General features: G+C 47.7%; 16 protein-coding genes. All 16 read right to left on the reverse strand.

What is annotated here, in order from left to right; translation table 11 throughout:
* Positions 1-15 precede the first annotated feature (15 nt).
* Positions 16-834, reverse strand: coding sequence for a flagellar basal body rod protein FlgG (gene flgG / locus JRJ22_RS16685; protein WP_206100592.1), 819 nt, complete (start codon positions 832-834; stop codon positions 16-18).
* Between the two features lie 123 nt (positions 835-957).
* Entirely contained in the window at positions 958-1341 is a 384-nt protein-coding gene (locus JRJ22_RS16690) for a TIGR02530 family flagellar biosynthesis protein (RefSeq protein ID WP_206100593.1), read from the reverse strand.
* Entirely contained in the window at positions 1338-1832 is a 495-nt protein-coding gene (gene flgD, locus JRJ22_RS16695) for a flagellar hook assembly protein FlgD (RefSeq protein WP_206100594.1), read from the reverse strand. The genes JRJ22_RS16690 and flgD overlap by 4 nt, the downstream gene beginning before the upstream one ends.
* Before the next feature lie 26 nt (positions 1833-1858).
* Positions 1859-3370 carry a flagellar hook-length control protein FliK gene (locus JRJ22_RS16700; protein ID WP_206100595.1) on the reverse strand — a complete coding sequence of 504 codons (1512 nt, stop codon included), beginning with the start codon at positions 3368-3370 and terminating at the stop codon, positions 1859-1861.
* A 24-nt stretch (positions 3371-3394) separates the two neighbouring features.
* Positions 3395-4339: a MotE family protein gene (locus tag JRJ22_RS16705; RefSeq protein WP_206100596.1), complete on the reverse strand. Its 945-nt coding sequence runs from the start codon at positions 4337-4339 to the stop codon at positions 3395-3397.
* A gap of 18 nt (positions 4340-4357) precedes the next feature.
* On the reverse strand, positions 4358-4801 hold the full coding sequence (fliJ, locus tag JRJ22_RS16710) for a flagellar export protein FliJ (RefSeq protein ID WP_206100598.1): 444 nt from the start codon (positions 4799-4801) through the stop codon (positions 4358-4360).
* 6 nt (positions 4802-4807) lie between these two features.
* Positions 4808-6121 carry a flagellar protein export ATPase FliI gene (gene fliI / locus JRJ22_RS16715; protein WP_054942108.1) on the reverse strand — a complete coding sequence of 438 codons (1314 nt, stop codon included), beginning with the start codon at positions 6119-6121 and terminating at the stop codon, positions 4808-4810.
* Complete coding sequence (locus JRJ22_RS16720) at positions 6114-6962, reverse strand: FliH/SctL family protein (protein WP_206100599.1); 849 nt, start codon at positions 6960-6962, stop codon at positions 6114-6116. Before JRJ22_RS16720 ends, fliI begins: the two co-directional genes overlap by 8 nt.
* A complete protein-coding gene (gene fliG / locus JRJ22_RS16725; protein WP_206100600.1) occupies positions 6955-7971 on the reverse strand; it encodes a flagellar motor switch protein FliG in 1017 nt (338 codons plus the stop codon). The genes JRJ22_RS16720 and fliG overlap by 8 nt, the downstream gene beginning before the upstream one ends.
* Positions 7972-7975: 4 nt before the next feature.
* On the reverse strand, positions 7976-9565 hold the full coding sequence (gene fliF, locus JRJ22_RS16730) for a flagellar basal-body MS-ring/collar protein FliF (protein WP_206100601.1): 1590 nt from the start codon (positions 9563-9565) through the stop codon (positions 7976-7978).
* Positions 9566-9599: 34 nt separating this feature from the next.
* Positions 9600-9908 (reverse strand): flagellar hook-basal body complex protein FliE, encoded by a 309-nt coding sequence (gene fliE, locus JRJ22_RS16735; RefSeq protein ID WP_408637837.1) that lies wholly within the window; start codon positions 9906-9908, stop codon positions 9600-9602.
* 29 nt (positions 9909-9937) lie between these two features.
* Positions 9938-10390: a flagellar basal body rod protein FlgC gene (flgC, locus tag JRJ22_RS16740; protein WP_206100602.1), complete on the reverse strand. Its 453-nt coding sequence runs from the start codon at positions 10388-10390 to the stop codon at positions 9938-9940.
* A 6-nt stretch (positions 10391-10396) separates the two neighbouring features.
* Entirely contained in the window at positions 10397-10804 is a 408-nt protein-coding gene (gene flgB, locus JRJ22_RS16745) for a flagellar basal body rod protein FlgB (protein WP_206100603.1), read from the reverse strand.
* Between the two features lie 380 nt (positions 10805-11184).
* The gene (gene hslU, locus JRJ22_RS16750) at positions 11185-12585 is read right to left on the reverse strand and encodes an ATP-dependent protease ATPase subunit HslU (RefSeq protein ID WP_206100604.1); all 1401 of its coding nucleotides are present in this window, start codon (positions 12583-12585) and stop codon (positions 11185-11187) included.
* A gap of 33 nt (positions 12586-12618) precedes the next feature.
* A complete protein-coding gene (gene hslV / locus JRJ22_RS16755) occupies positions 12619-13161 on the reverse strand; it encodes an ATP-dependent protease subunit HslV (RefSeq protein WP_206100605.1) in 543 nt (180 codons plus the stop codon).
* Positions 13162-13286: 125 nt separating this feature from the next.
* The gene (gene trmFO, locus JRJ22_RS16760; protein WP_206100607.1) at positions 13287-14645 is read right to left on the reverse strand and encodes an FADH(2)-oxidizing methylenetetrahydrofolate--tRNA-(uracil(54)-C(5))-methyltransferase TrmFO; all 1359 of its coding nucleotides are present in this window, start codon (positions 14643-14645) and stop codon (positions 13287-13289) included.
* Positions 14646-14663 lie beyond the last annotated feature (18 nt).

Raw genomic sequence — 14663 nt, forward strand, 5'->3', positions numbered from 1 at the left:
TTAATGGTCAGAAAATTAACGCTTCAGATTAACAACTTCCTGGAGCACTTCATCGGAAGTGGTAATAATCCGTGAATTCGCCTGGAAGCCACGCTGGGAAACGATCATTTCAGTGAACTCGCCGGTCAAATCAACGTTTGACATTTCCAGCTGGCCCGCCACAATAGCCCCAGTACCTACTTCTGTATTGTTGGCTGTTGTAGGTGTAAGCTCGCCATCAGCATTGGCATTGAGCGTCATGCGGAACAGATTGCCCCCGATTTTCTCAAGGCCCTGCGGATTGCTTACTTTAGCTACAGCGATTTGCGCACCGGCTTCAGTCGTTCCGTCTGCCATAGTCTGTACAATGGTGCCGTTGCTGGAAATTGAGAATGCTGTTACATCCTCACCCAATTGAATGGATTCACCATCAGCATTCAGTACATGCAGTCCGTCAGAGGTGATAAGGTTGCGGCTTGCATCCATATGAAAATCCCCGGCACGGGTCAGGAACGGTGTTTCCTGATCATCCGAAAGCTTAACCAGAAAGAACCCGTCACCGTCAATCCGCAGATCAGTTGGGTTGTTTGTAGTCATTGCACTTCCTGCCAAATGCAAAGTATCCACAGATCCAATACTTACACCGAGGCCGATTTGTTTAGCATTCACCCCGCCTTGTCCGCCATCCACCGGTGCAGAAACACCGGATACCGTCTGGCTCATAATGTCTTTGAACATTACACGGCCGGATTTGAAACCGATCGTATTTACGTTGGCAATGTTGTTACCGATAACATCCAGTTTCGTTTGGAAACCGCGCATACCTGAAACTCCTGAATACATTGATCTTAACATTGTTAAAGCCCTCCCAGATTGTAGAGTCCAAAGACTCTTCATTTAGTATAATAATTGTTCTTTGAGCTATGGCCGCGTCAGTCGGTCGGCGGTCATTCCGGCTCTCCGGTTAGGACCGGCCGGTTAAGAAATAATAACTGCACTATCAATTTGCGTAAAAACATTATCCTTCATCGAACTTCCATCCATTGCTGTCACTACGGTGCGGTTTGGCACACTTACAATTAAGGCCATGTCCTTCAATAAAATCAAAGATTCCTTACTGCCTTTGGCAGCTGCCTTGTCCACTGCGGACGAAATCTGATCCAATTGCCTGCTTCCAAGTTCTATTCCCCGTTGCTCCAGGCGTTTGGCAGCGTGATTGCTGAACTTAAGCATATTCTTTTGCAGCACGCTCTCGAATGACGCTTCTGCAGCAGCAGAGTTTTTAGCTGCCTGTGTTCTCTGCAGCACTTGTGGATGAACACTTGCGGGATATAACTGGCCTATAGTCAGCCGGTCACTCATGTCGTCACCCCGCTCTCCCCACCATTTGCAGATGTCTCACTGTCACTGACGATATCAGCTTTAGGAGCAGCATTTTGAATCTGTGTAATATCAGTCAATGCAATACGTTCACTGCCTACTACAGCATATTGCACACCACTACTCACTACGATCGATTCGACATTCCCTGTCTTCGGCTGCTCTGTTGCAGCATCTGTCCAAGTGATATCCTTACCAATCAAACCGGATACTGAGCCCAGGGACTGATTCAACGCTGTCAGTTGGGTCGAAATATTCATAAGCTGTTCAACGGATGAAAATTGAGCCATCTGAGCAATAAATTCCTTATCCTCCATCGGCTGCATAGGATCCTGATTCTGCAGCTGTGTGATCAGTATTTTCAGGAACTGGTCCTTGCCTAGCGTGGAGTTGCCGGTTGTTTTGGATGTTGCCGAACTATTAGACACGTAATTCCATTGTTCACTGTTTGACACTGGATTTGTCGTTGCCATTTCATTTCACCTCGCTTTTCATAGAACTAAGCCTTGGCTGAGAAACTTCCTTCTTGGTTTGGATTGCTTTGTTTGGTCTCTGCAACCCAGTCCTTCCATTCACCATTCAGTTCTGCTGCAAGTACCGCATCTCCGGCTTCCTCACGTCGCTCCTTGGAACGACCGCCCTGCTGTCCGCTCGAACCCGGCTGCCTTCCTTGCTGTCCATTAAACTGCGAGAAAAGCGGTGTATTATTCTGTGTAACCTCCAGCTTCTCTACTTGAATTCCCTGAGACTGAAGCGCTGCCCGCAATTGACTCATCTGCTGTTCCAGCATATCCTTGGCGCCAGAATGCGCAGTATTAAATTGAGCAATCAGATTTCCGTTTTGCATCGTAATTTTAACATCGACTTGTCCCAGATTTTCCGGGAACAAAGTGATCGTTGCTTCTGCTACTCCGCCTTTTTTGACGATTTCCAGCTTGCCGGTAATAAAAGTATCCATTTGCTGCGCAAATTGGCTAACCGGTACCGGAGCTGATTCAGCCTTCAATGGTGCTGCAATACCGTCTCTGATCGACAATTGACCGGCAGTCACAATGTCATGACTTCCTTCAGCTGCCTTCACTTCAGGAAGCGGCTCTTCTGTGGAAGCTGATTTCAGTGGTTCAGCAGAGGCTGCTGGTTTGGTAACCTGTGTAGCGATCACGTCTGCACTGGCCTCTTCTACTGCAGTTGCAGCAGAAGCATCAGCTGCTGTTTGGGTCGTTGAAGTAACAGTTGAAGGTTTAACAAGTACTGGGACTGTTGCATCAGTAGCATTCGATTTAATACTGCCTTCTGTTCCGGCAGGCTGTTTAGCCGAAGCTGCTGCTGTGTCCGTAATATTTGTTCCTCTAGCTTTCACTTTGTTGTTCTCAGGATTTACTACCTCAGCCATGATGGCCGAGAACTGGTTGAGAAGTTCAGCCCCTTTAACGGCTGAGGCTTCCTTTCCCTTAGCTGCCGCATCCTTAATCAGGCCGACAAGACTGTTAAGCTCATCCTGAACGGCAAAACGTATCGTCTCAGGATTCTGGGCAAGCGGCGACAACACTGCTGCCGCATCCGTATTGCCTTCGCTCCCGCTGGACTCTCCTGCAGCATTACTGCCAGTTAACAGAGCAGAAACTTGAAGCAGCCATCCTTGAAGAGCTGCCAACAATGCAGGGTCAGCGCTAATGTTCTCATCCAGCTTTTCAACATCTTCTGTAAGACCTTTTAATAGATCTGCACTTTGGACGTTTGCAGCATCACCTGTTTCTCCACCTGTAGTCTGTACAGCATTCATTAGCCCCTGAAGCAGCGATGCCAGATTGCCAAGCAGCGGTGTCTCTGCCCCCTTTGGTATGCTTCCTCCCATGGTCTGTACAAGCGTCTGGGCAAAAGGCAATGCTGTTGGCCCGCCACCTGCAGCCGCAGCAGTTCCAACAGCAGTAGTTGTTCCGCCAACCGTTGCAGATGTGCCATTTGTCGGTACCGTATTTCCGCCGGATAGTGATGATAAAACTAAACTCATTTATTTTTCACCTCCTCTCAAGTCTTATTTACCGCCCATAAGACGATTTACAATTTTGGCACTCAGCGTGCTGTCGTTTTTGGTGATTTCACCCAATATCGAGGATCTCACACTATCACTAACCGTATTCAGGATCGTGATTACCTTATCCGGGCTAATCGTATACATCGAACCTAACAGAGTGGCTGCGTCAGCTGCAGGCATCGTGGTAAAGGTCTGACTGAGTTCATCTTGATTCAAGTTGCCGGCAGCTGATGCTGCAGGTGTATCTGTCTGACTTTGCTTAAGTCGCGATTGAAGGGCTGCAATAGCCATATCGGTAGAATTCGTCGTTTCTTTTAGCTTTACCGACACTTCAGCAGCCTTTTTAGGATCCATTTTTTCGAGGATTGCCGTTTTGCTGGTATTATTCATTGCACTAAATATCTGAACCATTTCATCTGCAGTCAAATTTTCCATAATCGGTGCCGCTTTGGAAGCCTTCATTCCCGCGTAAAGCTTGGCTAACTCGGTCACTTTCTCCTGATAAGGATCCACTGTTTCCTCAGTGCTAGCCGCCGCAGCTGCCTCTTCTGTCATGGTGTCAATCTGCTTCTGTAGCGCTTCTAGCCGGGTTTGCTGTGCAGTTTTGTCTTCATTAGCCTGCTTCAGCTGGGCTTCCTGTGCAGCAAGCTGGGCTTTCAGCTCTTTAATCGTTGATTCTGAGCTTGCAGCCTGTTCTTCGCTTTGTGCTGCCTCATCATCTGGGGATTCACTGGCCGGATCAGCAGCCGGATCAGGAACCCATTTATCCACGACTGGGATCTTATTTGCGATTTCCAGGACGTTGTTACGGATGTCCATATTAAAAAGAGTCAGTAATACACCAAGCAGTACAAGTGTAAATATGATAGGTATCATCAGAAATAAAAAACGCTCGAATTTGCCTGCTGACTCTTCATTTTCAAGTTCTATATCATTTTTAGCCACTAGCGGAAACCTCCCGGGTTAGAGGGATTTCATCGCGAAGCGGACGGTAGCCATCTCATCCAGTTCGTTTTGTTCCCGTAAAATCATATTCTGCTGAAAAAGCGTCTGTGCTTTGTCTTTGGCCTTCAGCCAAACCTTCTCATCCAATACTTTTGTGCTGAGCTGGTCCTGTTTATGCTGGACTTCCTGATGCGCGCGTTTGATGTCAGCGTGCTTGCGGGCAATACAGTGGTCCAAATGCTCCAAATAATTCTGCATCTCAATGATCTTAGCCATTGGCGTTTTTTGCTCCGCCGCACTTTGCAGCGACAGCATCAGTGAATTCCGCTGAGCCAGCAATTCATCAAGGCTTTTCTCCTGGGCTTGCAGTTCTCCGAGCGCGCTTGAGAGCATCCACTCTGCCTGTGTTTTCTCGTTGCCTTTCAAGTCCACAACTTTTTGAAAAGTATAATGGAACCTCATTGCCAATCAACTCCTCGAGAACTGTGAAATTAGAGCTTGCTGAACTTCTGCCAGGGTTACTTTCTCGTTCACTTTTTGCTTGGTGAAATCCCATATGCTGTCAATGTAGTGCATGGACTCATCAATCTGGGCATTCGAACCTCGCTGATAGGCTCCGATATTTATCAAGTCTTCCGAATCCTTGTATACCGCCATAAGCCTCTTTACATTCTCAGCAGCCGCAATCTGCTCCTCTGGAGCAATATCCTTCATTACACGGCTGATGCTGGCAAGCACATCAATCGCCGGGAAATGGCCTTTGTTAGCAATATTACGGTTTAGCACAATATGCCCGTCCAAAATCCCCCGCACAGCATCGGCGATTGGCTCATTCATATCATCACCGTCAACCAACACTGTATAAAATGCGGTAATGGAGCCCGTCGGCCCGGTTCCCGCCCTTTCAAGCAGCTTAGGCAAACTAGCAAATACGGATGGTGTGTAACCTCTCATCGCCGGCGGTTCTCCAACCGCAAGTCCAACCTCGCGCTGGGCCATTGCATAACGTGTGACAGAATCCATCATCAGCATGACATTTAAGCCCCGGTCACGGAAATACTCTGCTATCGTTGTTGCTATCAGTGCACCCTTGATCCGGATTAATGCCGGCTGGTCTGAGGTTGCGACAACGACTACGGAACGCTGCAGTCCTTCAGGCCCTAAATCACGTTCGATAAAATCCAAAACCTCTCTGCCGCGTTCACCAATCAGCGCAATCACATTGACATCTGCCGAAGTATTTCGGGCAATCATTCCCATAAGGGTACTTTTGCCAACCCCGGATCCGGCAAAGATCCCAACCCGCTGCCCCTTGCCGATTGTCAGGAGTCCGTCTATGGCTCTGACTCCAATACTGATAGGCTCGTGTACACGAGGACGATTTAGTGGATTAGAAGGGATATTAAAGGTTGAGCTGTGCGGCATCCGCGCGGGAATTAGTGATCCGTCCAGCGGCTGGCCCAATCCGTCCAGCACCTTGCCAAGCAGTTCTGAACCCACCTGAACACTTAGCGGTTTACCCGTCCCAACCACATCGCAGCCCGGCCCAATCGCCTGCAGTTCACCAAGCGGCATCAGCAGCACCTTATTGTCCCGGAAACCTACAACTTCAGCCTGGAGCGGCTTGTTGCCTTTTGCAGGATAGATATAGCATACATCTCCAATGCTGGCATCCGGCCCTTCTGACTCGACCATCAGTCCGATAACCTGGGTAACCTTCCCGTTGATTCTAACCGGGTCGAAATTACGCAGTTGTTCTTTATATCGTCTACTGTCAAGCATCGCCTTCCCCATTTCTGTGCTCCTCGGTGTCCAATGCGATTCTTACCAGCTCTTTTTTGATTTCAGCAAGCTGGGTGTCAATCCGGGCATCAATGCTGCCAAAGGAAGAACGGACCACACATCCCAGATCTTTGACTGTCGAATCGGGCAGGATTTGCAGCTCTGCCTGAGAGTCCACCGCCAGCGACAGCTCCTCTCTCGCCGAGTTAACAAAAGCAAACTGAGCAGGTGATACGCACAAGGAGATTAATCCCTGCTCCCTTTTACGTGCCAGATTTTTACGAATCAGATCCATGGCAAACTGCGGTTCAACCGTCAGCTGCTTGTCCACGATTTTTTCTGCGATTCCACAGCTTAACTCCACCAGAAAAGGTTCGGCTTCCTGAATAATTACATCTCTTGCCCGGTATGCTTCCTGAAGCACATTCCGCGCCTCTTCCATCATCTCGGCCATTTTTTGCGCCATATCATGTTCTGCCTGTGTCAGGCCTTCCTGATATCCTTGCTGGAACGCCTCGGATTTGACGGCCTCGACCAGATGTTCATCCTGCTCTCTGCGCTGCCGCCACCATTCCTCTGCTTCCGTCCGTGCCGATTCCACAATATTCTCAGCTTCCTGCGATGCGTTCCGGACCTGACCTTCAGCGAATTCCTGGGCATCCTTCAGCATTTGCCTGCGGGTTTGCTCTGCCTCTTCACGGGCGGGATCATGATAATGAACGTCACCTACCGCATCTTCTGCAACAGGTTCTTCAGTCAGGCCGGCATGCTGCCTGGCCTGCTCCAACCGTTTAAGCACATCTACCGGAACATATTGGGAGTGTTTAATCAGCCTAGACAATTATGTCATCTCCTCCGCCACGGGCGATGATAATTTCACCTGATTCTTCAAGTCTGCGGATCGTGCCTACAATGCGTGTCTGTGCCTCTTCAACATCACGCAGCCGGACAGGACCCATATATTCCATCTCTTCGCGGAAGGTTTCGGCCATCCGCTTGGACATGTTGCGGAAAATAACATCCCGCACTTCTTCGCTTGCAACCTTGAGTGCCAGCTGCAGATCCGCATTTTCGATATCTTTGATAATGCGCTGAATCGAACGATTGTCCACATTGACAATATCCTCGAACACGAACATCCGTTTTTTGATTTCTTCGGCCAGCTCCGGATCCTGAATTTCCAGGGAATCCAATATCGTACGTTCTGTTCCGCGGTCTACACCGTTCAAGATCTGAACAATAGACTCGATACCACCGGCATTCGTGTAATCTTGCGTAACCGTCGCGGAAAGCTTTTGCTCCAATACTCGCTCAATTTGCGTAACAACCTCTGGTGAGGTGCTATCCATAATCGCAATTCTTCTGGCAACCTCTGCCTGCTTTTCCTGTGGCAGAGAAGAAAGGATCGTGGCCGCTTGTTCAAATTGCAAATAAGATAAAACAAGTGCGATTGTCTGTACATTTTCATTCTGAATGAAGTTTAAGATCTGATTAGGATCAGCCTTACGGGCAAAGTCAAAGGGTCTAACCTGCAGCGTTGCCGTCAGCCTGTTGATAACCTCAAGCGCTTTGGCTGAACCCAGAGCCTTCTCCAGAATCTCCTTGGCATAGTTGATACCGCCTTGGGAGATATACTCCTGAGCGAGACATATCTGGTGAAATTCGGACATGATCGACTCTTTTTCTACACTGTCCACCTTGCGGACATTAGCAATTTCCAGAGTGAGCTGTTCAATTTCCTCGTCTCTTAGATGTTTGAATATTTGCGCCGATACCTCGGGCCCTAGTGTGATAAGCAGGATTGCCGCCTTTTGGCGGCCGCTGAGACCCTGCTGGCTAGCTTTTGCCATTAGTTCACCTCTGTTCGTCTGCAAGCCATGTACGCAGCAGATTTACGAATTCATCCGGCTTCTTCTTCGCCAGACTTTCCAGTTGCTTGCGAACCTGACTTTCATTCGTCACGCTCTCCAAGTTAATGGATGGGAACTCGGTAGGAACCTGCAGCGGAATATCTTCTTCCACTTCTTCTTCTTCCTTCTTCTTGCGGCTCCGGTAAATAGCGAATCCGCCACCCGCACCGATCAGCAGCGCCCCTGCTGCAATCGCCCAAATCATCCATGTTGCAAGTCCGCCGGAACCGGCAGCCGCTTCATTGCTTCCGAATTGCTGCGAGTATACCGAAACTTTTTTGGTTAAATCTGCGTCTGTATAATTGACTCCTGAATCTGCCAATGAAGCACGGACGATATTAACCAGAATGTTCTGAATAGCAGCCGAAGTTGCTGCATCTAAAGTTGTTTGTCCGGTAGGTGGTTCAACAGCAACATTTATGGTTAAATCTTTAACAGTATATGGGCTCGCGATAATATCCTTGGTGATCCGGTTCACGTCGTAGTTCCTGGTTTCCGAAGATTCTTCAGAAGTAGAGGTGCCAGTATCTGTTCCAGAAGGATAACCTGAGACATCTTGCGATCCTGTACCCGCAACTCCCCCGGTAGTGTTTCCCTGACCCGAATAGGTGTTGCTGATAATTTGCGAACTAATTTCAATTCCTTTCATATTCTCCGTATCCACCGGTGTGACTAGATCTTCCTTCCGATTTTCCTTATCAAAATTCAGCTTAGAGAAGACCAGAACATCCACCTTATCGGGACCTGTGAGTGTACTAAGAAATTGTTTGACATCCTTTTTGACTTCTTCTTCAAATTTTTTCTGAAGAGCAAAGTTTTCTTCCACTTGGCTGGATACACCAGTTTGTCCGCCTCTAGCGCTCGGCATCAATTCGACCTCGTTATTGGCGATCGTGATGTTGTCTACCGGCAAATTCGGCACAGCGGTCTTCACAAGATTGAAGTATCCGTCAATATTATCTTGAGAGGGTCTAAATCCCGGATCAAAAGTGAGCACTACAGAAGCGGAAGCCTGTTCCTGATCTTCCTGGGAAGCGAAAACCGTCTCTTTTGGAAGATTGATCAGCACCTTGGCATCCTTGATGCCCTGCATCCGTCTCATCAATTGTTCTACTTCACCATTCAAGGCATTGTTATATTTGACATTGAACTCACTGTCCGTCGTACCGATCATGGACGAGGACTCATCAAAAATTTTGTATCCGATAGAGCCTCCCTGCACGATCCCCTGCGAACCGATATCCACTTTAATACGGGCAGCCTCTGTGCTTGGTACTGAGATGCTTTTGCCATCCGGGCTCAATCGATAAGAAATCCCGGCGGAATCCAGGTAAGTCATGACACCTGCGGAATCTGTACTATCCAGATCTTGAAAGGCTACCTCGTATTCCGTCTTCGAAAGCTGCATGGTCAAAACTACGATTATTATTATGATGATAAACAGGGTAGAGAAAAATAAAATTTTCTGTTTACCGCTGAATCTGTTCCAATACTGGGTTAACTTCTCCCTGTACTGGGCAAATCTTTCATTCACAGTGTCACCCCATCCGAAACTAAGCTAGGATTATTTAGATCTGAGTTCTCATAATTTCCTGATAGGCTTCAATCACTTTGTTCCGGACTTGTGTAGTCAGCTGCAAACTCAGCAATGCCTGTTGCGAAGAAATCATCGCCTCATCGATATTGACTTCTCCCAATACAAATTTATTACTCATATCCTTGGCTTGTTGTTCCTGGCCAGCCACCTGATTCAAAGCATCTTCCAGATAAGAGCCGAAGCTTTGTTTGGAACCGGTTACTTGCCCAGACTCGACGGTTGCTAATTTCATAGCAAGCGGTTGGATAGCCTGTGTCCCGATAGTTAAATTTTGTATCAATGATTACCCTCCTAAAATGTCACTTCATCTTACTTTCCGATTTCGAGCGCTTTGCTGACCATAGCTTTTGATGCGTTCAGCATTGTAACATTCGCTTCATAAGAACGGGAGGCGGAGAGCATATCCACCATTTCTTTAGTCAGATCCACATTGGGCATATATACATATCCGTTGGCATCCGCATCCGGATGACTTGGATTGTAGACTGGCTTCAGTGGTGAAGAATCCTCAATGATTGACTGCACTTTAACGCCTTCACTACCGATCTCACTACCCATTTTCGAATTCAAAATGTTTGAGAAACTGTTATTTTTCTCTGTTTCCAGCACTACAAGCTTACGCCGGTACGGAACGGCCTTACCATCCACCACAGAAGCTCTTGTTGTCTCAGCATTGGCAATGTTAGAGGAAATCACGTCCATTCTGAGCCGCTGGGCAGTTAAGGCTGAGGCGCTTATTCCGAAGCTGCTACCAAAATTCACTATTGCTTACCCCCCTTGAATTACAGTGCGCATCATCGAGATTTGACTGTTCAACTGCTGGACATAAGAGTTATACCTGAGCTGGTTCTCAGCACTGAGCGCCATCTCCCGGTCCATATCCACATTATTGTCGTTGTTATTCATCGAGGTGGTTTCATCTGTGCTAACGACCGCAGACGGTACAGCAGACACATTTCCGAATTGGAAGTGGCGAGAATCCGTTACCTTCGCACCAAGCGTCGGTTTCAGTCCACTTTCCTGTGCGGCAAGCACACTTTCAAAAGAAACGTCTGAACGTTTAAATCCGGGTGTGTCGGCATTGGCTACGTTATTGGCTAAAATGCTTTGTCGCTTGTTGGCGGCATCAAGGCCTCCCTGTAATCGTTGAAAACTGACACTATTCAGCAAACCCATGGAAATCCCCCTTCCAAAGCTATCATAATGAAAAGAATTCCACAACTTCCTTAATAACTCCTGCTTGATTCGACAAAAAAAACTAATATATTTGCTATTTTTTTGAAATCAAGGTCGAAAGGTGTCGATGGATAATTCTATTGGCAATCTCATATACTTTGATTCTCGTAGAATTTGTATATTATTACAATAAGAAATAAGCCCTATCTTTTCTGAAAAGAGAGGGCTTAAAGCATGGTTTTTCAATTATTTGACATTCTAATGCCATAATATGTATTTATTTAACAATTTATTACATGATTTATTCTTTTTTAAGGATTTTTATGCACATCACTAATTCTAAATACCTAAATTTAATGAAATTTCCGAAGATAAGCATTTTACAAAATATATTGACTTAAATCCCGATCCTGCGCGATTCCTGACAGTTTTTCACGAACGTATTCAGGTGTTATCACCATGGTCTCCAGTGTTAATTCTGGCGCTTCAAAAGAAAGATCCTCCAGCAGCTTCTCCAGAATGGTATGAAGACGCCGGGCACCGATGTTCTCCATATTCTGATTCACTGATGCAGCAATTTTGGCAATTTCCTGAATTGCCTCCTTCTGAAACTGAATTTCAATATTCTCTGTCTTCAGTAAGTTGACATATTGCTTCGTCAGCGCATTCTCCGGTTCCGTCAGAATAGACACAAAGTCCTCCAGTGTAAGACTGCTCAGCTCCACACGGATCGGAAAGCGCCCCTGAAGCTCAGGGATGAGGTCAGAAGGCTTTGCTATATGGAAAGCTCCGGCTGCCATGAAAAGCACGTAGTCGGTCTTCACAGGGCCGTATTTGGTCATCACAGTAGAACCTTCTACGATTGGCAGAATATCACGCTGTACCCCTTCACGGGAGACATCCGGTCCGGAACCTTTACCCTGGCTGGCTACTTTATCGATCTCATCAATAAATATGATACCCGACTGTTCTGCACGGGTTATTGATTCCTGAATAACGTCATCCATATCAATCAGTTTGGCAGCCTCATCCTGAATCAGTACCTTACGGGCTTCCTTAATCGGAAGCTTACGTTTCTTGGTCCGCCTAGGCAGCAGATTTCCGAACATTTCCTGCATGTTCATCCCCATCTGATCATTACCCTGGCCGGCAAACATATCGAGCATGGTTGGAGCCGTATCTTCAACATCGATCTCAATAATATCTTCTTCCAGCTGGCCTGCAAGCAGCTTGAATTTGATATTGCGGCGGCGTTCACTCAGACTTCCATCCTCCGCTTCTTCCTTGCTGTCCTCGGAACTTGCATTGTTGCCTCCGAAGATCATCTCAAAAGGATTGCGCTGTGATTTGTTCTTCGAAGACGATGGTGCCAAAATCGAGACGATACGTTCATTAGCAAGCTCTTCAGCCCGATCTTTCACTTTCTCGGTCCGTTCTAGCTTGACCATTCGGATTGAAGTCTCCACCAGATCGCGAACCATGGACTCCACATCCCGGCCCACATATCCAACCTCGGTAAACTTGGTAGCCTCAACTTTGATGAACGGTGCATTAACCAGCTTGGCCAGACGCCGGGCGATCTCCGTCTTTCCTACACCGGTTGGACCAATCATCAGAATATTTTTGGGAACAACTTCGTCACGCAGCTCCTCCGGGAGCAGGCTGCGCCGGTAACGGTTACGCAGAGCAACCGCTACCGATTTTTTGGCCAGCTTCTGGCCTACGATATATTTATCAAGTTCAGCGACGATTTGACGGGGTGTTAGTGATTGATTCACCATTACAACTTCCTCCCTCTTTCTGTGGCGCCGTGCCTATAATTGTTCAACAATAATATTGGAATTGGTGTACACACAGATCTCCGAGGCGATCTGCAGTGCTTCTTTGGCAATCTCTGCGGCACTGAGGCCCGGAGCATGGCGTTTGAGTGCGCGTCCCGAAGCCAGGGCAAAGTTGCCTCCGGAACCAATGGCCAGCACATCATCATCCGGCTCGATGATTTCACCGTTGCCTGAGATCAGCAGCATACCTTCCCTGTCCATCACGATCATCAGAGCCTCCAGCTTGCGCAGGATGCGGTCCTGCCGCCAGTCTTTAGCCAGTTCTACTGCTGCACGCTGCAGATTGCCGTGATGCTCCTCAAGCTTGCCCTCAAACTTCTCAAACAGAGTAATCGCATCGGCTACGGAACCCGCAAAACCGGCAATTACTTGTCCCCTGTACAAGCGGCGGACTTTTTTGGCCGTCGTCTTCATGATAACGCTCTCGCCAAATGTAACCTGTCCATCGCCCGCTATCGCAGCATGGCCATTATGTCTAACCGCACAAATTGTAGTTGCATGAAAGCTGGGTAACATAAATTTAGCACCTCCTAGAATAAACTTATTTCTTATTAATATGAACTTTAAGAATACTGTATAGTAAGCATCATCCTTAAATTCATGCTATATAAATCATAAGCTTATGCTGAGTAAACTTCAAATTATGACAGTTTGGGTTCCGCGGGCTCCGGTTCTTTGTAAGCAAGGCCTGTTCGGGTCGCGAATTCTGCGATACTGTCGAGTGCCCGGTAGGCGAGAAGTTCATTCTTTTCTTTTTTGCTGCGGATTTTCTTCTCGAGCTTCGGAAGCAGTCCAAAGTTAGCATTCATCGGCTGGAAATGCTCCGGATCGGCGGAAGTAATATATGCAGGCATACTGCCCAGCACACTATCCTCAGGAAATACGATGCCTTCTTCACCAAGCGCAGCTCTGGCTGCATTGATTCCCGCAATCAGTCCGGATGCCGCAGACTCCACATAGCCTTCAACGCCTGTCATCTGTCCGGCGAAGAATAATCTTTCCCGGCCCTTCATCTGATAAGTAGGGTGCAGCAGCTTGGGAGAATTAATAAATGTATTACGGTGCATTACACCATAACGGACGTACTCCGCATTTTCCAGACCCGGAATCAGTGAGAATACCCGCTTCTGTTCACCCCATTTAAGGTGAGTCTGAAAGCCAACCAGGTTATAGAGTGTTCCGGCAGCATTGTCCTGGCGCAGCTGAACGACAGCGTAAGGCAGTTTCCCCGTATGTGGATTCATAAGTCCCACCGGTTTCATCGGCCCGAATAACGCTGTCTGCTTGCCGCGCTTCATCATAATTTCAATCGGCATGCAGCCTTCGAAGTAAATCTCTTTCTCAAAATCTTTGAGCGCAGCAGTCTCAGCCGAAATCAGCGCATCATAAAAACGGTCAAATTCCTCTTCGGTCATCGGGCAATTCAGGTATGCCGCTTCTCCTTTGTCGTACCGGGAAGCCAAATATACCTTACTCATGTCGATAGTATCCTTCTCCACAATCGGTGCTGCAGCATCATAGAAATAGAAGTATTCTTCACCCAATAAAGCCTTTATCTCAGCAGATAATGCCGGAGAAGTCAGAGGTCCTGTCGCGATGACAACAATCCCGTCCTCCGGTATATGCGTCAGTTCTTCATTTATGACTTCCACTAGCGGATGTTCGTGCAACGTCCGGGTGATCTCACCAGAGAATCCGTCCCGGTCAACAGCAAGTGCTCCGCCCGCAGGAACTGCATGACGGTCAGCTGCGCCAAGGACCAGCGAGTTCAGCCGCCGCATCTCTTCTTTTAATACGCCCACTGCATTTCCCAGTCCATTAGCCCGGAGCGAGTTGCTGCATACCAGTTCGGCGAATTGATCTGTGTGATGAGCAGGTGTTTTAACTGCGGGTCTCATTTCATATAATCTGACCGGCACCCCGCTTGAGGCAATTTGCCAGGCAGCCTCGCTGCCGGCGAGGCCCGCTCCAATTACTGTTACTTTAGCTGTTTCTGTCAATTTCCTTTCCTCCTGAAA

It is taken from the genome of Paenibacillus tianjinensis, assembly GCF_017086365.1.
GTDB classification, from domain to species: Bacteria; Bacillota; Bacilli; order Paenibacillales; family Paenibacillaceae; genus Paenibacillus_AQ; species Paenibacillus_AQ tianjinensis.